Below are 20673 nucleotides of genomic sequence, written 5' to 3' on the forward strand. Positions count from 1 at the left end.
CATGACGGTCGCCCTGATGTGGGAGGCCCGGGCCGCCGGCGGCCGGGGGGCCGAGCTGCTGGAGTGGGCCCGGGCGCAGGTCCTGGCCCGCGACCCGCTCCGGCGGGAGCTGTTCCGGGCGCCGCAGGACCGGGTCCTGGTCATCACGTGGTGGTCGGCGTCCTCCCTCGCGGAGGAGCTCCCCGAGCTCCCGGAACCGGCCCCGGACCTGATCACCCGCCCGGTCCACCGCTGGCGCTTCGAATCAATCGACTCCTCGTAAGGGGTCTCCGCCCCCTGACCCCCGCGCCTCAAACGCCGGCGGGGCTCGATTTTGCCTCGCAGGGTCTGTCCTGCGGGGCCCATTCCAGCCCCGCGGGCACACCTCCAGCCTCGCCGGCGTTTGAGGCGCGGGGTCTGGGGCGGAGCCCCAGTTCGGGAAGGGGCGGGTAGGGGAAAGCCCCGCAGGGATCCGAGCCGGGCCCTTCGGGGGCTCCGCCCCCGCACCCCCGCGCCTCAATCGCCGGCGAGGCTTGATGTGGGGGCTCCGCCCCCGCACCCCCGCGCCTCAAACGCCGGCGAGGCTTGATGTGGGGTGGCCCCGCCCCCGCACCCCCGCGCCTCAAACGCCGGCGAGGCTGGTTGGGGGTTCTGGCCCGGCCCCCGGGCCTCAAGCGTCGGCGGGCCTGGAATGCGGCCCCGCGGGGTCGGAGCGGGCTGGTGGGGGGGCGGTTATGGTCATGGCCATGCCGTCGCGCACGCTGCCCCCGCCTCCACCCCCCGCGCACCTGCGCGCCTGGCTGGACCCGGCACGGGTGCGCACCGAGCGGGCCGCAGCCCTCGCGGACCTGGCCCGCCACAGCCTCGGCCTCCCCCGGCTGCTCACCCTCTGGCTGGTCGCCGCCGTCTGCGCGCTCGGCTGGTCCTTCCTCGGCATGGCCCTGACCGCTTTCGAGGAGGGCGGCCGCAGCGAGACCGCGGTCGGCCTGTTCTTCGCCGTACTGGGCACGGGAGTGCTGGTCCCGGCCGGGCGCTGGGCGGCCGCGGCCGCCCGCCACGACCGCGAGGTGCGCCGGCTCCAGGGCGCCTGGGCCCAGGTGTGCCCGGATCCGGCGGTGGACGCGGCGCTCCGGGACCCGGCCCGCAGCCTGGGCTGGCTGCTCTCCTCGCTGGTGCTGTGCACGGCCGGCCTGTGGGTGACCTTCGGGATGTCGGTCGAACTCCGGCCCGGCGCGGACACGTACGCGGAGGTGGCCTCCCCGATGGGGCTCGGGATGATCCTCTGGATCACCGGCCTGCTCGGCGTGGCCCGCGCCGCGGCGCACTACCGCTGGGCGGTCCACGTGCACGGCACCGGCCGCCCCGGCCCCCTCCAAGACCCCGCCCCCGACCCGTTCGCCGGCCGGCTCCCGGAACCCTCCCCGACCCCGCCGCCCGCCCGCGGCCAGTCGCCGGCCTAGCCCCCCGCAGCCGTGCCGTCGGCCGGGGCCGGGGCCGGGGCCGCGACCGGGGTCCCGATCAGCATCGACGGGGCACCCGCGACGCGGGTCAGGACGACCGTGGCCGCGTTGCGGCCCTGGGGTTTGACCTTGCGGCGGAGTTCTTCCGGTTCGACGGCCGAGCCGCGCTTCTTGACGGTGAGCACCCCGACCTCCCGCTCGCGCAGCAGCGCCTTGAGCTTCTTCAGGTTGAAGGGCAGGACGTCGGTGATCTCGTAGGCCGTGGCGTACGGGGTCGGGCGCAGCTCGTCGGCGGTGACGTACGCGATGGTCGGGTCGATGAGCCGGCCGTTCACGGCCGCGGCCACCTCGGCGACGAGGTGCGCGCGGATGACCGCGCCGTCCGGCTCGTAGAGCCACCGGCCCACCGGGCCCGGCTCCGGGTCGGGCAGCGGTTCGGCCGTGGCCAGCGAGTCCCCGCGCGGGAGCAGGGTCGCGCGGACCGTGCCGGGGGCGGTGCCGAACCACAGCACGGCCTCCTTGACGTCCCCGCCGTCCGAGATCCACTCGGCCTCCGCCTCGGCGGGCACCGCCTCGTGCGGAATCCCCGGGGCGATCTTGATCGCCGCGTACTGCGCCGTACGGGCGGCCCCGACGGCCCAGGACAGCGGGGGCGAGTACGCCTCCGGGTCGAAGATCCTGCCGCGTCCGCCCCGCCGCGCCGGGTCCACGAAGACCGCGTCGTACCCGCTGGTGTCCACCTCGGTGACGTCCGCCTCGCGGACCTCGATCAGGTCGGCCAGGCCCAGTTCCTCGGCATTGGCGCGGGCCACCGCCGCGGTCAGCGGGTCGCGGTCCACGGCCAGCACCCGGATCCCGGCCCGGGCGAGCGCGAGGGCGTCCCCGCCGATGCCGCAGCACAGGTCGGCGAGGCTGCGCACGCCGAGCGCGGCGAGCCGCTCGGCGCGGTACGCGGCCACCGAGGCGCGCGTGGACTGCTCGACCCCGTGGGGCGTGAAGTACATCCGGTACGCGTCCTGCGCACCGAACTTCGCCACCGCGCGCTGCCGCAGCCGGGCCATGCCCAGGGCGGCGGAGACGAGCCCGGCGGGGTGGTCCCGGCGCAGCCGGGTCGCGGTCGCCAGTTCCTGCGCCGGGTCGTGGTCGCGCAGGGCGGTGAGGAGGGCCCGGCCCTCCTCGGTGCGCAGCGCGGCGAAGGCCTCCACTGCGGGGTCGGCGGCGGGGTCGGCTGCGGTGCCGGAGCCGGGGTCGGCTGCGGCCGGCGGGTGGGCGTTCACCTGCTCATTGTCGGCCAGTCGGTGGAAGGTGTGCGCTCGCCGGGGCCCTCCTCAGGGTGTCGCCGCGGCGCGGGAGTCCGCGGGTGACAGCATCCGCGCCATGCAGCTAGTACGACAAAAGGAACAAAAAGCCTCAACGGGAGCAGTGCGCGGCCGGTTCGGGGTGGCGCTGGCCGCGCTCCTGGTCGCCGCCCTCGGCACGGCCTGCGGGGCGGACGGGGACTCCGACGCCGAGCGGGCCGCCAAGGCCAAGGCGCTCGGCGGCCCGGCCGCAGCCGCGGACGCCGCCGCGAAGCTCCGGCAGGCCGAGGCGGCCCGGCTCGCGGCCGTCAAACGGTGGGGCCTGGCCCAGGTCCCGCTCAAGCCGCCGGCCCCGCCGAAGGAGAAGCCGGCGATCACCACCCGCCAGGGCTTCGAGATCGAGGGCGCCGAGGACGCCGACCAGCTCCCCCCGGTGTTCACGACCGTGCCCACCCAGGAGAAGGTCGTCTTCCTGACGATCGACGACGGCGCCGAGAAGGACCCCGAGTTCCTGCGGATGATGCAGGAGCTGCAGATCCCGTACAGCGCCTTCCTGAGCGACTACCTGGTTCGCGAGGACTACGGCTACTTCAAGAAGATGCAGTCCCTCGGCGTCACCCTCAACAACCACACGCTGAACCACCGCTACCTGCCGGCGCTGTCGTACGAGAAGCAGCGGCAGGAGATCTGCGGGCAGCAGGACACCATCCAGAAGCAGTTCGGCCGCCGCCCCACGCTCTTCCGGCCGCCGTACGGCAACTACAACGAGGACACGCTGCGCGCCGCCAAGTCCTGCGGGGTCAAGGCCGTGCCGCTGTGGAACTCCGAGGCCTTCCCGGACCGGATGGACTGGCGGGAATGGGACCGCGACCTGCACGCTGGTGACATCATTCTCACGCACTTCCGGGGCCGCGAGGACTGGAAGGGAACGATGCCTGACATGATCCGTCAGGTCATGAAGACCGTCACGGCCAAGGGATACGCCGTGGCCCGCCTGGAGGACTACTTGTGAGGAACGCGCGCCGGCTGACGGCCGGAACGCTGGCGGCCGGCGCGCTCGTGCTCTCGCTCGGGCTCACCGGATGCGCGCAGAGCGTGGATCCGATCGAGCGGCTGGGGCGCAAGGCCTCGGCCGACGTGACGGGCGGCCCCAGCGCCGGGGCGGCCCGTCCCCGGGCCGCCGGGCCCAGCGCCTCCCCGTCCCCCTCCGCACCCCCGGACGCCCACCGCGCCTGGGGGCTGTCCCGCCCGCTGGAGTTCGCGCCGAAGCCGGCGCGCAAGCCGGCGCTGCCCGCCGCGGCGCCGGGGCGGGTGCCGGTGGTGGACCGGATACCCGTGCCGGCGGGGGAGAAGACCGTCTTCCTGACCTTCGACGACGGTGCGGAGCGGGACCCGCGCTTCCTGAAGATGGCCGCCGACCTCCGACTGCCGATCAGCATGTTCCTGACGGACAGCGTGGCCGGCCCCGGCTACGGCTACTTCGAGAAGCTCCGGGACCTCGGCACGGGCAGCGCCGTGGAGAACCACTCGCTGACCCACCCCAACCTGCGCACCCTGTCGTACGACGCCCAGAAGGCGGAGATATGCGGGCAGCAGGAACGGCTGCAGAAACGCTTCGGCGAGCGGCCCCGCCTGCTGCGTCCCCCGTTCGGCAACTACAACGACGACACCTTGCGCGCCGCCAAGGAGTGCGGGCTCTCCACGGTGGTCCTGTGGCGGGCCTCGATGCAGATCAACAACCTCCGCTACGCCGAGGGCGAGGCCCTCGAACCCGGCGACATCGTGCTCGCGCACTTCCGCGGCCCCGGCGAGCTGAAGGGCTCGACGATCACGGAGATGACCACCCGGATGCTCCGGCGGATACAGGACCAGGGCTACCGGATAGGGCGCCTGGAGGACTACCTCTGACGGCCCGCCCCCGCAGCGCCCCCCGGCCCGCGGGCCCGCCCCCGCTCAGGCCGCCGGCGCCGGCGCCGGCTCGGGATCCGGCCCGGGCGACCGTGCGTCCGCCTCCCGCTGCCGCTCCGCGCTGTCGCTGATCCGCAGCAGCAGGGCGATCATGATCCAGTTGGCCACCAGCGAGGAGCCGCCCTTCGCCAGGAAGGGCAGGGCCTTGCCGGTGAGCGGGATCAGGCCGGTGACCCCGCCCGCCACCACGAAGACCTGGAGCGCGAGCGCCGAGGCCAGGCCCACCGCCAGCAGCTTGCCGAAGGGGTCCCGGGCGCCCAGCGCCATCCGCAGGCCCCGCTGGACCAGCAGCCCGTAGAGCAGCAGGACGGCCATGACCCCGGCCAGGCCCAGTTCCTCGCCCACCGTGGTGAGGATGAAGTCCGAGCGGGCCGCGAAGCCGATCAGCTCCGGGTGCCCCAGGCCCAGCCCGGTCCCCGTGATCCCGCCGCTGCCGAAGCTGAAGAGGGCCTGCGCCGACTGGTCCGAGACGATGCCCGGCGGCCGCCGGTCCGGCGGCAGGAAGATCGCCATCGGCTCCAGCCAGGCCGCGATGCGCCCCTTGACGTGCGGCTCGGTCGAGCCGACCGCGAAGGCACCCACCGCCGCCATGAACAGGCCGCAGACGATCCAGCTGGTGCGCTCGGTGGCCACGTACAGCATCACCACGAAGACGCCGAAGAAGATCAGCGAAGTGCCGAGGTCGCGCTCGAAGACCAGCACCAGCAGGGACACGATCCACACCGTGACGATCGGCCCGAGCTGCCGGCCCGGCGGCAGCCGCATCCCCAGGAACTTCCGGCCCGTCAGCGCCAGCGAGTCCCGGTGGATGACGAGGTACCCCGCGAAGAAGACCGCGATCATGATCTTCACGAACTCGCCGGGCTGGAGCGACATGCCGCCGAGGTAGATCCACCGCTTCGCGCCGTAGGTGTCGGCGGGCATGAAGGCGGGCGCGATCAGGAGGACCAGCGCCACGGCCATCGTGAGGTAGATGTACCGCTGGAGGTGCCGGTGGTCGCGCAGCACCGCCAGGATCGCCAGGCAGATCGCCACGCCGATCACGGTCCACAGCAGCTGCCCGGGCGCGTTCGCCGCCGCGTTCTTGAAGTTCGCCGTGTACGTCTGGTCCAGCCGGGCCAGCAGCACCAGCCCGACGCCCGTCAGCAGCAGCGACAGCGGCAGGATCAGCGGATCGGCGTACGCGGCGAACCGCCGCACGCCCAGGTGCCCCACCAGCGCGAGCAGCGACATGCTGATCGCGAACCCGGAGAGGTTCGCCGGCAGGGCGTCGTTCATCGCCAGGCCCACGCTCGCGTGCCCGCCCACCGTGATCGCGACCACGAAGACGAGCAGCAGGGCCTCGGTGCGGCGGCGCGCCCCGGCCGCCGTCCGGGCGCTCAGGGTCAGTCCGCGCACGGGCCGGGTCCGATGTGCTCGGCAATGGGGCGCTTTATCTTCATATCGTCTAGGACGTTCGCATCCCGTACGAGGTTCCCGGCCGCCCGGTGGCGTCCGCCGGCACCTCCACCCCCGCCGCTGCCCTCGGCGCCCTCGCCATCCTCACCCGTACGGCGGACCGCCGGACGTGTTTCGGGAGATCCGTGGTGGGCACTGTCGGCAATCGGGGGAGGTCGGGAGCCGCCCGGCGGCGCCGCGAGCAGCCGTGGGCCGCGGTTCCCCGGGGGTCCCCCCGCAACATCGCGCCGCGCGAATTGGCACTCCGCTTGACCGAGTGCTAATCACCGGAATAGTCTCGGGCCTGGCACTCGCCCCTGGTGAGTGCCAACACAGCGACGGGCAGGTCCGGCACCCGCGACGACGGATCCACCTGGTCGCCACCTCAGACAGTTAACCCCGTGAGATCTCCGAAGGGGGAGGTCGGATCGTGACGACCGCCAGCTCCAAGGTTGCCATCAAGCCGCTCGAGGACCGCATCGTGGTCCAGCCGCTCGACGCCGAGCAGACCACGGCCTCTGGCCTGGTTATCCCGGACACCGCGAAGGAGAAGCCCCAGGAGGGCGTCGTCCTCGCCGTGGGCCCGGGCCGCTTCGAGGACGGCCAGCGTCTCCCGCTGGACGTCAACGTCGGCGACATCGTGCTGTACAGCAAGTACGGCGGCACCGAGGTGAAGTACAGCGGCGAGGAGTACCTCGTCCTCTCGGCTCGCGACGTGCTCGCGATCGTCGAGAAGTAATCACCCCGAAGCAGATTTGCTTTGAACTGCGCCCCTGGCCACCCCGCTGAAGCCGGGCGGCGAGGGGCGCAGTTCGTTGAAACCCAGATTTTTCGAGAGGGCTGAACCGCTCCCATGGCGAAGATCCTGAAGTTCGACGAGGACGCCCGTCGCGCCCTCGAGCGCGGCGTCAACAAGCTTGCCGACACGGTCAAGGTGACGATCGGCCCCAAGGGCCGCAACGTCGTCATCGACAAGAAGTTCGGCGCCCCCACCATCACCAACGACGGTGTCACGATCGCCCGCGAGGTCGAGATCGACGACCCGTACGAGAACCTGGGCGCCCAGCTCGTCAAGGAGGTGGCGACCAAGACCAACGACATCGCGGGTGACGGCACCACCACCGCGACCGTCCTGGCCCAGGCGCTGGTCCGCGAGGGTCTGCGCAACGTCGCCGCCGGCGCCTCCCCGGCCGCCCTGAAGAAGGGCATCGACGCCGCGGTCAAGGCGGTCTCCGAGGACCTCCTCGCGACCGCCCGCCCGATCGAGGACAAGACCGACATCGCCGCCGTGGCCGCGCTCTCCGCGCAGGACCAGCAGGTCGGCGAGCTCATCGCCGAGGCGATGGACAAGGTCGGCAAGGACGGTGTCATCACCGTCGAGGAGTCCAACACCTTCGGCCTGGAGCTGGAGTTCACCGAGGGCATGGCCTTCGACAAGGGCTACCTCTCCCCGTACATGGTCTCCGACCAGGAGCGTATGGAGGCCGTCCTCGACGACCCGTACATCCTGATCAACCAGGGCAAGATCTCCTCCATCCAGGACCTCCTGCCGCTGCTGGAGAAGGTCATCCAGGCGGGTGGCTCCAAGCCGCTGCTGATCATCGCCGAGGACGTCGAGGGCGAGGCCCTCTCCACCCTCGTCGTGAACAAGATCCGCGGCACCTTCAACGCGGTGGCCGTCAAGGCCCCCGGCTTCGGCGACCGCCGCAAGGCGATGCTCCAGGACATGGCCACCCTCACCGGTGCCACCGTCATCGCCGAGGAGGTCGGCCTCAAGCTCGACCAGGCCGGTCTGGACGTGCTGGGCACCGCCCGCCGCGTGACCGTCTCCAAGGACGACACCACGATCGTGGACGGCGCCGGCTCCTCCGAGGACGTCCTCGGCCGCGTCAACCAGATCAAGGCCGAGATCGAGGCCACGGACTCCGACTGGGACCGCGAGAAGCTCCAGGAGCGCCTCGCGAAGCTGGCCGGCGGCGTGTGCGTGATCAAGGTCGGCGCCGCCACCGAGGTGGAGCTGAAGGAGAAGAAGCACCGTCTGGAGGACGCCATCTCCGCGACCCGCGCTGCGGTCGAGGAGGGCATCGTCTCCGGTGGCGGCTCCGCTCTGGTGCACGCCGCGAAGGTGCTCGACGGCAACCTGGGCAAGGACGGCGACGAGGCCACCGGTGTCGCGGTCGTCCGCCGCGCCGTGGTCGAGCCGCTGCGCTGGATCGCCGAGAACGCCGGCCTCGAGGGCTACGTCATCACCTCGAAGGTGGCGGAGCTCGAGAAGGGCCAGGGCTTCAACGCCGCCACCGGCGAGTACGGCGACCTGGTCAAGGCCGGCGTCATCGACCCGGTCAAGGTCACCCGCTCCGCCCTGGAGAACGCCGCCTCCATCGCCTCCCTGCTGCTCACGACCGAGACCCTGGTCGTCGAGAAGCCGGCGGAGGAGGAGGCCGACGCCCACGGTCACGGCCACGGTCACGGCCACAGCCACTGACGCGTCCGCGCGCTTCTGCAGGAAGGCCCCCGGCCCGCCGTTCACCCGGCGGGGCGGGGGCCTTCCCGTGTCCGGGCGGCCGAGCGGGCGTCAGTCCATCATGCCCAGCTGCCGCATCAGGCCCATGGCGTCGTAGTGCCACCAGCCTTCCTTGATCATGCCGTCCTGACATCGGAAGACCGTGGTGCCGGTCATCGTGCAGGACTTGCCGGTGGGGGCGACGCCCATGAACTCCCCCTTGTGCGTGCCGGTCCAGGTCCACAGCGTGGTGACGTAGTCGTCCTGCGCCATCTGGGCGTCACGGGTGAAGGTGAAGTCGAAGGCGTTGCGCCACATTTGGACGTCCTCGCGGATCGCGGCGTGCCCGGTCTTGTCCACGGGGTTGGAGATGTCGTGGTCGCGGTAGTCCGAGGCGAAGATCTCCTCGATGACGGACATGTCGCCCTTCATGGCGATCTCGTCGTACATCCGGTTCACCAGCATGGTGTTGAGGTGCTCGTCGCGGACCGCGTCGAGGTTGGTGAACGTCGGCATGCCGTCGCACAGGGCCACCATCTCGTGGAACATCCGGTCCGTCTCGGGGAGGTTGGAGTTCTTCATGGCCTCCTCGTACGACGGGAACTCGACGAAGTTCACGTAGTGGTCCGTTTGGTCGCGGTCCTTGCCCACGATGCTGTGGGTGACCGTGCGCTTGCCCTGGCTCTGGGCGACGTACTTGTCCAGCAGGTCGTTCATCGCCTCGGGCTGGTGAGTCCTGTAATCGACCAGTTGTACGAATGTCATGGTGGTCTCCCGTGCTGGGTGGGACCTGTCCAGTTTAGGGAGAATTCACCCGTTCGGCCCGGTCTACCAGCGGGTCACTGGGGCCCGTACTTGCGACCCGTACGGGAGGACACCCCGCCCAGCAGCCCGCGCGGGGTCAGCTTCACGATGCCCATCAGCGCCTTGTACCGGGGGTCCGGGATGGAGACCGTACGGCCGCGTGCGAGGTCGGCCAGCGCCGCCGCCACCAGCTTGTCGGCGTCCAGCCACATCCAGTTCGGGATGTTGTCGGTGCCCATCCCGGCCCGCTCGTGGAACTCGGTGCGCACGAACCCGGGGCACAGCGCCATCAGCCGCACCCCCGAGCCGGCCAGGTCGCGGGCCGCGCCCTGGGTGAACTGCACGACCCACGCCTTGCTCGCGCCGTACGTGCCGCGGGGCACGAACGCCGCCACGGACGCCACGTTGACCACCCCGCCGCGGCCGCGCTCGCGCATGCCCGCAGTGGCCGCCGAGGTCAGCCGCAGCACGGCCTCGATGTGCACCTTGAGCATGGCCAGCTCGTCGGCCATGGCCACGTCGAGGTAGCGGCCCTTGTTCCCGAAGCCCGCGTTGTTCACCAGCAGGTCCACCGGGTTCCTGCGGTCCGCGAGCCGGGCCTCGACCGCCGCGATGCCCTCCTCCGTCGACAGGTCCGCGGTCAGCACCTCGGCCTCGATCCCGTGCCGGTCGTGGAGCTCGGTCGCCTGCTCGCGCAGCCGCTTGGTGTCCCGGGCCACCAGCACCAGGTCGTTCCCGTCGGCGGCGAGCCGCCGGGCGAAGGCGGCGCCGATGCCCGCCGTGGATCCCGTGATCAGAGCAGTCGTCATACGGGAAACCTAGCCTCCGCAGGCGTCAGGCCCGCGCGTCGCTGCCGTACTTCGCCACGTACGCGCGCGCCGTCTCCTGCGAGGACGGGGGCATCGCGTCGCCCGCCGCGAGGGTGCGGGGCAGGAGCTCGCGCTCGGTCGTGAAGGCGCGGAACCAGAAGCCCACCGTGACTTCGTGGTCCGGGCGGTGCAGGATCTCGACCCGGTCGCCGGGGGAGATCTCCCCCGGCTCGACCACCCGCAGGTACGCGCCCGGCCGCGCCGCCCGGGTGAACCTCTTGACCCAGCCGGCCTCGCCCAGTGCGCCCTGGAAGGTGCGGCAGGGGATCCGGGCCGCGGCCACCTCCAGCACCAGGTCCCGGCCCACCCGCCAACGCTCGCCCAGCAGGGCCCCGTTCACGTCGAGGCCCGAGGTGGTGAGGTTCTCCCCGAAGAGCCCGCCGGTCAGCTCGCGTCCGAGCTCGGCCTCCCACCAGTCCAGGTCCTCGCGGGCGTACGCGTACACGGCCTGGTGGTCCCCGCCGTGGTGGCGCAGGTCGCAGATGGCGTCCCCGGCGAGCCCGCTGCCGCCGGTGCCGCGCGGGCCGGGGGCGGCGACCTGCACCGGGCCGGCCACCGGCTGCTTGCCTATGCCGGTGAGGCCGCCCTCCGTGTCGGTGTAGTCGACGGCGGTCGCGCGGCCCAGGTTCACGGAGATCAGATGCATGGGGGGAACGCTAACCGAGCGGTCTCAAAGTGACCAACCACAATTGGCGCGCTCGTCAAAGCGGGCCTTATGCTCGAAGGGTGATTGAGGCACGTCATCTCCGCGTCCTGCGCGCCGTGGCCGCTACCGGCTCCTTCTCCGCCGCGGCCCGCGAGCTGGGCTGCACCCAGCCCGCCGTCAGCCAGCAGATGAAGGCGCTGGAGCAGGGCGCCGGCACCCCGCTGCTGATCCGCACCGGCCGCGAGATGCGCCTGACCCAGGCCGGCGAGGTGCTGGTCCGCCATGCCGCCGGCATCCTCGCCGGGCTCACGGCCGCCGAGGAGGAGGTCGCCGCCATCGCCGGGCTGCGCGCCGGGCGGGTCCGGCTGGTGTCCTTCCCGAGCGGCAGCTCCACCCTCGTGCCCACCGCGCTGGCCGCGATGCGCGCGGAGCACCCCGGCACCCGGGTCTCGCTGGTCGAGGCCGAGCCGCCGCGCTCGGTGGAGATGCTCCGCGAGGGGGACTGCGACGTGGCCCTCGCCTTCCGCTACGCCGGGGCGGCCGACCCGGCGGAATGGGCGGACCTGGTGGTCCGGCCGCTGCTCACCGACAAGCTGGTCGGCCTGGTGCCGGAGGGGCACCCGCTGGCCGGCGCGGAGCGCGTCGGAATGGCCGAGCTGGCCGACGAGCCCTGGATCGCGGGCTGCCCGCGCTGCCGCCGCCACCTCGTCGACGTGTGCGAGGAGGCCGGCTTCACCCCGCGCATCGACTTCGCGACCGACGACTACCCGGCGGTGGTCGGCCTGGTCGGGGCCGGGCTCGGGGTGGCGGTCCTGCCCGAGCTGGCGGTGGAGTCCGTACGGGCCAAGGGAGCGCGGACCGTGGCGGTCGAGCCCGCGGTGCGGCGCGAGGTGGTCGCCCTCACCCTGCCGGACCTGGCCCGGGTGCCGGCCGTCGCCGCCACCCTCGACCACCTGGAGCGGGCCGCGGCCCGCTGACGTCCCCCCGCGCGCCGGGCCCCGCAGGGTGCGGGGCCGGCGGCACGGCAGGCCGGGGGAGAAACGTTCCTTCGGTGGGTGCTCCGGTTGGTGCCTCGGTCAGTGCGCGGGCGTCCCGCTCACGCTGGAGGCGGGGATCAGGCGGTGGCGGGCGCGGCCCATCAGCTCCTCGCGCTCGTCCTCGGTCAGCCCTCCCCACACCCCGTAGGGCTCGCGGACGGCAAGGGCGTGGGCGGCGCACTCCGCGCGCACCGGGCATCGCATGCAGACCTCTTTAGCCGAGGCCTCGCGCGCGCTCCGGGCCGCGCCCCGCTCGCCCTCCGGGTGGAAGAAGAGGGAGCTGTCGACCCCTCGGCAGGCTGCCAGCAGCTGCCAGTCCCAGAGGTCGGCGTTCGGTCCGGGGAGGCGGGAGAAATCTGCCATGGGTAGTCCTTGAGGCCGGTACTGAGACGGATACGGACCAACTAGCCATATCTACTATCCGAGTAGATGTAAATATGACTCATTGGGAATCTAGCCTCAGACACATGCCAAACGGAAGGAAAGCCGCCAAATAGGGCATAGCTCCAGATGGAGGACAGCTGGCTTGTGGCGCCCGTGTTGTGTTGGCGTCCTCACGTAGAGTGCCGAAGGTGTCCGTCCGACCCGTAACTCTTTCGAGTGACCATCGTTGAGAGTGCGAAGGCGGTTGAACGAAGAAGTTCCCGGACAGGTGTCCGAGAGCATCGACCGCACAGGTGACGATACGTACCAGCCTGGAGGCTCAAGGTGACGCGCATCAGCAGCTGCGGAGGGCGGCCATGACATCCGTCCTCGTCTGCGACGACTCCCCGCTTGCCCGAGAGGCGCTCCGTCGCGCGGTGGCCACCGTGCCCGGCGTCGAGCGTGTGACCACGGCTGCCAACGGCGAGGAAGTCCTCCGCCGCTGGGGCGCCGACCGTTCCGACCTCATCCTGATGGACGTACGGATGCCCGGCCTCGGCGGGGTCGAGACCGTGCGCCGGCTGCTCTCGGCCGATCCGGGCGCCCGCATCATCATGCTGACCGTGGCCGAGGACCTGGACGGGGTCGCCCTCGCGGTCGCCGCGGGGGCCCGCGGCTACCTGCACAAGGACGCCTCGCGCGCCGAGCTGCGCGCGACGGTCACCCAGGCCCTGGCCGACCCGACCTGGCGGCTCGCCCCGCGGCGGCTGCGCTCGGCCGAGATGGGCGCCGCGCCCACCCTCACCGCACGCGAGATCCAGGTGCTGGAGGGCATGAGCCACGGGCGTTCCAACGCCGAGATCGGGCGCGAGCTGTTCCTCTCCGAGGACACGGTCAAGACGCACGCCCGCCGGCTGTTCAAGAAGCTGGGTGCGTCCGACCGGGCGCACGCCGTGGCGCTGGGGTTCCGCTGGGGCCTCGTCCGCTGATCGCGTTGCGGTCCCCGTCCGCCTCCGTGCGGGCGGGGCGGCGCGCGGCCGGTGCGCCCGGCGGCGGTCCGCGGGTCCCGGCCGCAGCTCCGGGAGTCTCCGCGAGTCTTGCCGTATCCGGTGTGCGCGAGGGGGTTGGCGGGGCAGAATCCGGGGGACGTGTCGCTTCGCCCGCGATGCCGCATCCTTGAGGGTGGGAGACCATCCAGGGGCGGACGCCGGCGCAGGCGCTGCTGCCTCGGGGACCATTCGGCCGAGCGGGAGGGGAGGGCGTTGACGATGAGTTCCGGCGCGCCCGCTCATAACGCTTCGGTGCACAACACGGGCCACGGTGCCGCGGAACGTCCGGCGCCGAGGCACCATGGATTGATGCGCGACGACGAGGCCAAGGGGTCGCCCACGGCCACGGACCCTTCGGGGCCCCCCAAGAACAGCGGCGCCGGCGCAGTCGGTGCCCTGGTCCGTCGTGCGGTCGAGGGCGACGAGCAGGCCACTCACGACCTCCTCGCCCACGTGCACCCGCTCGCGCTCCGCTACTGCCGGACCCGGCTGTCCCGGCTCCCCGGGGACGCCCGGCACTTCGTCGAAGACCTCGCGCAGGAGGTCTGCGTGGCGGTCCTCATGGCCCTGCCGCGGTACCGGGACACCGGCCGCCCCTTCGAGGCCTTCGTCTTCGCCATCGCCGCCCACAAGGTCGCCGACCTCCAGCGGGCCGCCATGCGGCACCCCGGCAGTACGGCCGTGCCCTCCGATGAGATGCCGGAGCGGCCGGACGACTCGCTGGGCCCCGAGGAGCGGGCGCTGCTGAGCAGCGACGCGGCCTGGGCCAAGAAGCTGCTGGCCAATCTGCCGGAGAACCAGCGCGAGCTGCTCGTGCTGCGGGTCGCCGTCGGGCTGACCGCGGAGGAGACCGGGCAGATGCTGGGGATGTCCCCGGGCGCGGTGCGCGTGGCGCAGCACCGGGCGCTCTCCCGGCTGCGTGCGCTGGCCGAGCAGTGACCGGCGCGCCGAATCGATCAAGGCGGTTTGAAACTCGTAGGAATCCACGAAAATTTGGGTCGATCTTGATCGTGGAATGAGACGCCTCGGTATCCCGTTAGCATGGACATCCGCGCTGAGCAAGACCATCTGGGAAGGTGTCATGACTGTCAACGGTGACGGAGTGCCCGACAAATTCGCCTCTCTCGGGCTGACCTACGACGACGTCCTGCTGCTGCCGGGCGCGTCGGACATGGCGCCGGACGAGATCGACACCTCCTCCCTCATCTCGAAGAACGTCCGGGTGAACGTCCCGCTGCTGTCCGCGGCCATGGACAAGGTCACCGAGGCCCGGATGGCCATCGCGATGGCCCGCCAGGGCGGCGTCGGCGTGCTCCACCGCAACCTCTCCATCGCGGACCAGGCCAACCAGGTCGACCTGGTCAAGCGCTCCGAGTCCGGCATGGTCACCGACCCGATCACGGTGCACCCGGACGCGACCCTCCGCGAGGCCGACGAGCTCTGCGCGAAGTTCCGCATCTCCGGCGTCCCGGTCACCGACGCCGCCGGCAAGCTCCTCGGCATCGTCACCAACCGCGACATGGCCTTCGAGTCGGACCGCAGCCGCCAGGTGCGCGAGGTCATGACCCCGATGCCGCTGGTCACCGGCAAGGTCGGCATCTCCGGCGTGGACGCCATGGAGCTGCTGCGCCGCCACAAGATCGAGAAGCTGCCGCTGGTCGACGAGTCGGGCATCCTCAAGGGCCTCATCACCGTCAAGGACTTCGTCAAGGCGGAGAAGTACCCGAACGCCGCCAAGGACAAGGACGGCCGCCTGCTGGTCGGCGCCGCCGTCGGCGTCGCCGGGGACGCGTACGAGCGCGCCCAGGCCCTGATCGAGGCGGGCGCCGACTTCATCGTCGTCGACACCGCCCACGGCCACTCCCGCCTGGTCGGCGACATGGTCTCCAAGATCAAGTCGAACTCCTCCGTGGACGTCATCGGCGGCAACGTCGCCACCCGCGACGGCGCCCAGGCGCTCGTGGACGCAGGCTGCGACGGCATCAAGGTCGGCGTCGGCCCCGGCTCCATCTGCACCACCCGCGTGGTCGCCGGCATCGGCGTCCCGCAGGTCACCGCCATCTACGAGGCCGCCCTCGCGGCCAAGGCGGCGGGCGTCCCGGTCATCGGCGACGGCGGCCTCCAGTACTCCGGCGACATCGCGAAGGCCCTGGTCGCGGGCGCCGACACGGTGATGCTCGGCTCGCTGCTCGCGGGCTGCGAGGAGTCCCCGGGCGAGCTGCTCTTCATCAACGGCAAGCAGTTCAAGTCGTACCGCGGCATGGGCTCGCTGGGCGCCATGCAGTCCCGCGGCGACCGCAAGTCCTTCTCCAAGGACCGCTACTTCCAGGAGGGCGTGGGCGGCGACGACAAGCTCATCCCCGAGGGCATCGAGGGGCAGGTGCCCTACCGCGGCCCGCTGTCGGCCGTGGTGCACCAGCTGGTCGGCGGCCTGCGCCAGTCGATGTTCTACGTGGGCGGCCGCACCGTCCCCGAGCTCCAGGAGCGCGGCCGGTTCGTCCGCATCACGTCCGCGGGCCTGAAGGAGAGCCACCCGCACGACATCCAGATGACGGTCGAGGCGCCGAACTACTCCCGCAAGGGCTGAGGCGATCGCACAGGGGCGGGCCCGGGGTGACCGGGCCCGCCCCTCGCCGTTTCCGCACGGGCCCGGGTTTCGCCCGTCCCGCCCAGCGGTCACGGGAACGCGGTCGTCCGGCCTTCGGGGATACTGGACGGGCAGACCAAGAGGGAAAGGCCACCACACGTGACTGAGATCGAGATCGGGCGCGGCAAGCGCGGCCGCAGGGCGTACGCGTTCGACGACATCGCCATCGTCCCGAGCCGGCGTACCCGGGACCCGAAGGAGGTCTCGATCGCCTGGCAGATCGACGCCTACCGCTTCGAGCTCCCCTTCCTGGCCGCCCCCATGGACTCGGTCGTCTCCCCGCAGACCGCCATCCGCATCGGCGAGCTCGGCGGCCTCGGCGTCCTGAACCTCGAAGGCCTGTGGACCCGCTACGAGGACCCGCAGCCGCTGCTCGACGAGATCACCGAGCTCTCCGAGGAGGCCGCGACCCGCCGCCTGCAGGAGATCTACTCGGCCCCGATCCAGGCCGACCTGATCGGGCAGCGCATCAAGGAGGTGCGCGACTCCGGCGTCGTGACCGCCGCTGCGCTCTCCCCGCAGCGCACCGCGCAGTTCTCCAAGGCCGTCGTGGACGCGGGCGTGGACATCTTCGTCATCCGCGGCACCACCGTCTCCGCCGAGCACGTCTCCGGCGCCGCCGAGCCGCTGAACCTGAAGCAGTTCATCTACGAGCTCGACGTCCCGGTCATCGTCGGCGGCTGCGCCACGTACACCGCGGCCCTGCACCTGATGCGCACGGGCGCGGCCGGCGTGCTCGTCGGCTTCGGCGGCGGCGCCGCGCACACCACCCGCAACGTGCTGGGCATCCAGGTCCCGATGGCGACCGCGGTCGCCGACGTGGCCGCGGCCCGCCGCGACTACATGGACGAGTCCGGCGGCCGCTACGTGCACGTCATCGCCGACGGCGGCGTGGGCTGGTCCGGCGACCTGCCCAAGGCCATCGCCTGCGGTGCCGACGCCGTGATGATGGGCTCCCCGCTGGCCCGCGCCACCGACGCGCCCGGCAAGGGCCACCACTGGGGCATGGAGGCCGTCCACGAGGACGTGCCGCGCGGCAAGAAGGTGGACCTGGGCACGGTCGGCACCACCGAGGAGATCCTCACCGGCCCGTCCCACACCCCCGACGGCTCCATGAACCTCTTCGGGGCCCTGCGCCGCTCGATGGCCACCACCGGCTACAGCGAGCTCAAGGAGTTCCAGCGGGTCGAGGTCACCGTCGCGGACTCGCAGCACCGCCGCTGACCGCGCCACCCGCACCACGCCGGAGGGCCGGCACCCCGCTCGGGGTGCCGGCCCTCCGGCGTGAGCGGGGGCGGTCGGCCGGGACCGGGCCGGGGCCGTGCCGGGGGCGGGCCGGGCCGGGCCTGCGCCGGAGCCGGCCGGCCGGAACTCACAGCCGGTGGGCGGCTCCCGCCGGGCTGGCACCCCGGGTGTCCAGCAGCAGCTGGGCCTTCACGGCCAGGCCCTGCATGTCGTACGTGCGGTGGTGCTGGAGCAGGACGGTCAGGTCCGCCTCCGCGGCCGCCTCGTACAGGGACTCCGCGCGCGGCACGGGCCGCTCGCGCACCCGCCAGCCCGCGATGTACGGGTCGTGGTAGCTGATGAGCGCCCCGAGGTCGATCAGCCGGCTGGCGATCTCCCGGGCCGGGGAGCCCTCCTGGTCGGCGAGGTCGGGCTTGTACGTGACCCCCAGCAGCAGCACCCGGGCCCCGCGGGCCGACTTGCCGTGCTCGTTGAGCAGGCCCGCGCAGCGCTGGATGACGTACTGGGGCATCCGGCCGTTCACCTCCTGGGCCAGGCCCATCATGCGCAGCGGGTGGCCGGGGGTGCGGGGGGTGTGCGGGAGGTAGTTCGGGTCGAGGGGGACCCCGTGGCCGCCGACCCCGGGGCCGGGCCGGAAGGCCTGGAACCCGTACGGCTTGGTCTCCGCGCAGCGGATCACGTCCCACACGTCCACCCCGAGGTCGTGGCAGAGCACCGCCATCTCGTTGGCCAGGGCGATGTTCACGTGCCGGTAGGTGGTTTCGAGGAGCTGGACGGTCTCGGCCTCGCGCAGGCCGCGGGCGCGGACCACCTTGTCGGTGAGCCGGGCGTAGAACGCGGCCGCGGACTCGGTGCAGGCGGGGGTGAGCCCGCCGATCACCTTGGGGGTGTTGGCGAAGCCGTGGGTGCGGTTGCCGGGGTCCAGCCGGCTGGGGGAGTACGCGAGGTGGAAGTCGCGCCCGGCGCGCAGCCGGGAGCCGGACTCCAGGATCGGGCGCAGGTAGTCCTCGGTGACCCCCGGGTGGGCGGCCGATTCGAGGATGACGGTGGTGTGCGGGCGCAGCCGTGCGGCGAGCGCCCGGGCGGCCTCGCCGACCGCCGAGAGGTCCAGGGCGCGGTCGGCGCCGAGGGCGGTGGGGGCGCAGATCACGGCGGTGCGCACCCGGCCGAGCTCGGCCGGGTTGGTGGTGACGCGGAAGCCGGCTGCCGACATCCGGCGGATCTCGGCGGCCGACAGGGTGCTGTCGGTGGCCGGGCCGGCGTCGAAGCCGACGGTCTCGATGCCCGCGGCGACGGCGGCCTGGGCGAGGGGGAGGCCGAGGTGGCCGAGGCCGATGACGGCGAGGTCTGCGGGCATGGGGGTGGCCGTCCTTCCCTAACCGGAGGGGGCTGGGCGCGCAAGTCCTGTGGACAGCGAGAGCTGGCGCTATGTCAGACTAGGCGTATATATGACCGATCTGCGGCATTGTGGGAAGGCGGCCGCCGTTGTGTTGTCCACAGGCGGTGGCTGATGAGGGTGCGCCGGGTCAGAATCGTGACGAGGGGGATGTGAGCGGGGTCACTGGCGCCGGGCGGAGCACCCGCACCGGCCGGGGCCGCCGCACCGACGGGAGGCAGCAGTGAGGACAGCGGTACTGGGGCCCGAGCAGCGCCAGGAGGCGCTCGCCCGGATGGCCGAGCGCGAGCTGGACGTGCTGGTGGTGGGCGCGGGGGTGGTCGGTGCGGGCACCGCGCTGGACGCGGTCACGCGCGGGCTCGCCACCGGACTGGTGGAGGCCCGCGACTGGGCCTCGGGGACCTCCAGCAGATCGAGCAAGCTGATCCACGGCGGGCTGCGCTACCTGGAGATGCTCGACTTCGCCCTGGTGCGGGAGGCGCTCAAGGAGCGCGGACTGCTGCTGGAGCGCCTCGCACCGCACCTGGTCAAGCCCGTGCCCTTCCTCTACCCGCTCCAGCACAAGGGCTGGGAGCGGTTGTACGCCGGCTCGGGCGTCGCGCTCTACGACGCCATGTCCGTCTCCAGCGGGCACGGCCGCGGCCTGCCCGTGCACCGCCACCTCTCGCGCAAACGGGCCCTGCGGGTGGCCCCCTGCCTGCGCAAGGACGCCCTGGTCGGCGCCCTCCAGTACTACGACGCCCAGATGGACGACGCGCGGTACGTGGCCACCCTCGTGCGCACCGCCGCGGCGTACGGCGCACTGGCCGCCAACCGGGCCCGGGTGGTGGGCTTCCTGCGCGAGGGCGAGCGGGTGGTCGGCGCGAAGGTTCAGGACGTCGAGGCGGGCGGGACGTACGAGATCCGCGCCCGGCAGGTGGTCAATGCGACCGGGGTGTGGACGGACGACACCCAGGCGCTCATCGGGGAGCGCGGCCAGTTCCACGTGCGGGCGTCGAAGGGCATCCATCTGGTCGTACCCAAGGACCGGATCCATTCGACCACCGGACTGATCCTGCGCACGGAGAAGTCGGTGCTGTTCGTCATCCCGTGGGGCCGGCACTGGATCGTCGGCACCACCGACACCGACTGGGACCTCGACAAGGCGCACCCCGCCGCCTCCAGCGCCGACATCGACTACCTGCTGGAGCACGTGAACTCCGTCCTCGCGGTGCCGCTCACCAGGGAGGACGTCCAGGGGGTGTACGCGGGCCTGCGGCCGCTGCTGGCCGGGGAGTCGGACGCCACGAGCAAGCTCTCCCGCGAGCACACCGTCGCCCATCCGGCCCCCGGGCTGGTCGTGGTGGCGGGCGGGAAGTACACGACGTACCGGGTGATGGCGAAGGATGCGGTGGACGAGGCCGTGCACGGCCTGGACCAGCGGGTCGCCGCGTGCGTGACGGAGGACGTCCCGCTGCTGGGCGCCGAGGGGTACCGGGCGCTGTGGAACGCGCGGGCCCGGACGGCGGCCCGGACCGGGCTGCACGTGGTGCGGATCGAGCACCTCCTCAACCGCTACGGGTCCCTGACGGAGGAAATCCTCGAACTGATCGCCGGGGACCCCGGGCTGGCCGAGCCGCTCGGCGGTGCCGACGACTACCTGCGCGCGGAGGTGGTCTACGCGGCCTCGCACGAGGGCGCCCGCCACCTGGACGACGTACTCACCCGGCGGACCAGGATCTCCATCGAGACCTTCGACCGCGGGACCCGATGCGCCCGCGAATGCGCGGAGTTGATGGCTCCGGTGCTCGGCTGGGACGAACAGCAGATCGAGAAGGAGGTGGAGCACTACGAGAAGCGGGTCCAGGCGGAACGGGAGTCGCAGCGCCAGCCGGACGACCAGACGGCGGATGCGGCCCGGCTCGGAGCCCCGGACATCGTTCCGCTTTAACGATCTTGAGGTCCTTCTGAGGTTCGGCGGAACCGCGGACCC

General features: G+C 72.3%; 19 protein-coding genes. 12 read left to right on the top strand and 7 right to left on the bottom strand.

Translation table 11 applies throughout. The annotated features are described in order from the left end of the window. The first annotated feature begins 1 nt into the window (after nt 1). Entirely contained in the window at nt 2-262 is a 261-nt protein-coding gene (locus tag ACZ407_RS07825) for a hypothetical protein (RefSeq protein ID WP_468126575.1), read from the top strand. Between the two features lie 463 nt (nt 263-725). Beyond that, nucleotides 726-1439 carry a hypothetical protein gene (locus ACZ407_RS07830; RefSeq protein WP_468126365.1) on the top strand — a complete coding sequence of 238 codons (714 nt, stop codon included), beginning with the start codon at nt 726-728 and terminating at the stop codon, nt 1437-1439. Here ACZ407_RS07830 and ACZ407_RS07835 read toward each other — a convergent pair. After that, on the bottom strand, nt 1436-2716 hold the full coding sequence (locus ACZ407_RS07835) for a class I SAM-dependent methyltransferase (RefSeq protein ID WP_468126367.1): 1281 nt from the start codon (nt 2714-2716) through the stop codon (nt 1436-1438). The two genes, ACZ407_RS07830 and ACZ407_RS07835, sit on opposite strands and share 4 nt — an antisense overlap. A gap of 100 nt (nt 2717-2816) precedes the next feature. Between ACZ407_RS07835 and ACZ407_RS07840 the strand changes: the two genes are divergently transcribed. Continuing rightward, the gene (locus ACZ407_RS07840; protein ID WP_468126368.1) at nt 2817-3749 is read left to right on the top strand and encodes a polysaccharide deacetylase family protein; all 933 of its coding nucleotides are present in this window, start codon (nt 2817-2819) and stop codon (nt 3747-3749) included. Continuing rightward, complete coding sequence (locus ACZ407_RS07845) at nt 3746-4645, top strand: polysaccharide deacetylase family protein (protein ID WP_468126369.1); 900 nt, start codon at nt 3746-3748, stop codon at nt 4643-4645. The genes ACZ407_RS07840 and ACZ407_RS07845 overlap by 4 nt, the downstream gene beginning before the upstream one ends. 45 nt (nt 4646-4690) lie before the next feature. Here ACZ407_RS07845 and ACZ407_RS07850 read toward each other — a convergent pair whose 3' ends face one another. After that, nucleotides 4691-6103 (bottom strand): FtsW/RodA/SpoVE family cell cycle protein, encoded by a 1413-nt coding sequence (locus ACZ407_RS07850; protein WP_468126371.1) that lies wholly within the window; start codon nt 6101-6103, stop codon nt 4691-4693. Between the two features lie 469 nt (nt 6104-6572). Between ACZ407_RS07850 and groES the strand changes: the two genes are divergently transcribed. Further along, nucleotides 6573-6881: a co-chaperone GroES gene (groES, locus tag ACZ407_RS07855; protein ID WP_007265952.1), complete on the top strand. Its 309-nt coding sequence runs from the start codon at nt 6573-6575 to the stop codon at nt 6879-6881. A gap of 114 nt (nt 6882-6995) precedes the next feature. Continuing rightward, a complete protein-coding gene (groL, locus tag ACZ407_RS07860) occupies nt 6996-8627 on the top strand; it encodes a chaperonin GroEL (RefSeq protein ID WP_468126373.1) in 1632 nt (543 codons plus the stop codon). A 90-nt stretch (nt 8628-8717) separates the two neighbouring features. Here the strand turns inward: groL and ACZ407_RS07865 are convergent, their stop codons facing one another. The 3 genes from ACZ407_RS07865 to ACZ407_RS07875 all read right to left on the bottom strand — a co-directional run bounded on the left by ACZ407_RS07865 (nt 8718) and on the right by ACZ407_RS07875 (nt 10964). Continuing rightward, nucleotides 8718-9410, bottom strand: a complete 693-nt coding sequence (locus ACZ407_RS07865) for an ester cyclase (protein ID WP_468126374.1) — start codon at nt 9408-9410, stop codon at nt 8718-8720. A gap of 74 nt (nt 9411-9484) precedes the next feature. Next, the gene (locus tag ACZ407_RS07870) at nt 9485-10258 is read right to left on the bottom strand and encodes an SDR family NAD(P)-dependent oxidoreductase (protein ID WP_468126375.1); all 774 of its coding nucleotides are present in this window, start codon (nt 10256-10258) and stop codon (nt 9485-9487) included. A gap of 25 nt (nt 10259-10283) precedes the next feature. Continuing rightward, a complete protein-coding gene (locus tag ACZ407_RS07875) occupies nt 10284-10964 on the bottom strand; it encodes an MOSC domain-containing protein (protein ID WP_468126376.1) in 681 nt (226 codons plus the stop codon). 80 nt (nt 10965-11044) lie between these two features. Between ACZ407_RS07875 and ACZ407_RS07880 the strand changes: the two genes are divergently transcribed. Next, nucleotides 11045-11941, top strand: coding sequence for a LysR family transcriptional regulator (locus ACZ407_RS07880; protein WP_468126378.1), 897 nt, complete (start codon nt 11045-11047; stop codon nt 11939-11941). A 99-nt stretch (nt 11942-12040) separates the two neighbouring features. Here the strand turns inward: ACZ407_RS07880 and ACZ407_RS07885 are convergent, their stop codons facing one another. Next, nucleotides 12041-12364, bottom strand: coding sequence for a WhiB family transcriptional regulator (locus ACZ407_RS07885; RefSeq protein ID WP_468126379.1), 324 nt, complete (start codon nt 12362-12364; stop codon nt 12041-12043). A 377-nt stretch (nt 12365-12741) separates the two neighbouring features. Here ACZ407_RS07885 and ACZ407_RS07890 point away from each other — a divergent pair, with 377 nt between their 5' ends. The 4 genes from ACZ407_RS07890 to ACZ407_RS07905 all read left to right on the top strand — a co-directional run bounded on the left by ACZ407_RS07890 (nt 12742) and on the right by ACZ407_RS07905 (nt 17284). Next, the gene (locus ACZ407_RS07890; protein WP_003948568.1) at nt 12742-13353 is read left to right on the top strand and encodes a response regulator transcription factor; all 612 of its coding nucleotides are present in this window, start codon (nt 12742-12744) and stop codon (nt 13351-13353) included. A gap of 369 nt (nt 13354-13722) precedes the next feature. Then, nucleotides 13723-14352, top strand: a complete 630-nt coding sequence (locus tag ACZ407_RS07895; protein ID WP_468126381.1) for a sigma-70 family RNA polymerase sigma factor — start codon at nt 13723-13725, stop codon at nt 14350-14352. 142 nt (nt 14353-14494) lie between these two features. Next, entirely contained in the window at nt 14495-16000 is a 1506-nt protein-coding gene (guaB, locus tag ACZ407_RS07900) for an IMP dehydrogenase (protein ID WP_468126382.1), read from the top strand. Between the two features lie 159 nt (nt 16001-16159). Next, nucleotides 16160-17284 (top strand): GuaB3 family IMP dehydrogenase-related protein, encoded by a 1125-nt coding sequence (locus tag ACZ407_RS07905; protein ID WP_468126384.1) that lies wholly within the window; start codon nt 16160-16162, stop codon nt 17282-17284. Between the two features lie 148 nt (nt 17285-17432). On the opposite strand, the gene ACZ407_RS07910 is transcribed toward ACZ407_RS07905, so the two are convergent. Further along, a complete protein-coding gene (locus tag ACZ407_RS07910; RefSeq protein ID WP_468126385.1) occupies nt 17433-18662 on the bottom strand; it encodes a nucleotide sugar dehydrogenase in 1230 nt (409 codons plus the stop codon). 262 nt (nt 18663-18924) lie between these two features. Here ACZ407_RS07910 and ACZ407_RS07915 point away from each other — a divergent pair, with 262 nt between their 5' ends. Beyond that, on the top strand, nt 18925-20631 hold the full coding sequence (locus tag ACZ407_RS07915; RefSeq protein ID WP_468126386.1) for a glycerol-3-phosphate dehydrogenase/oxidase: 1707 nt from the start codon (nt 18925-18927) through the stop codon (nt 20629-20631). Nucleotides 20632-20673: the final 42 nt, after the last annotated feature.

This window comes from Streptomyces sp. NPDC030809 (genome assembly GCF_055572195.1).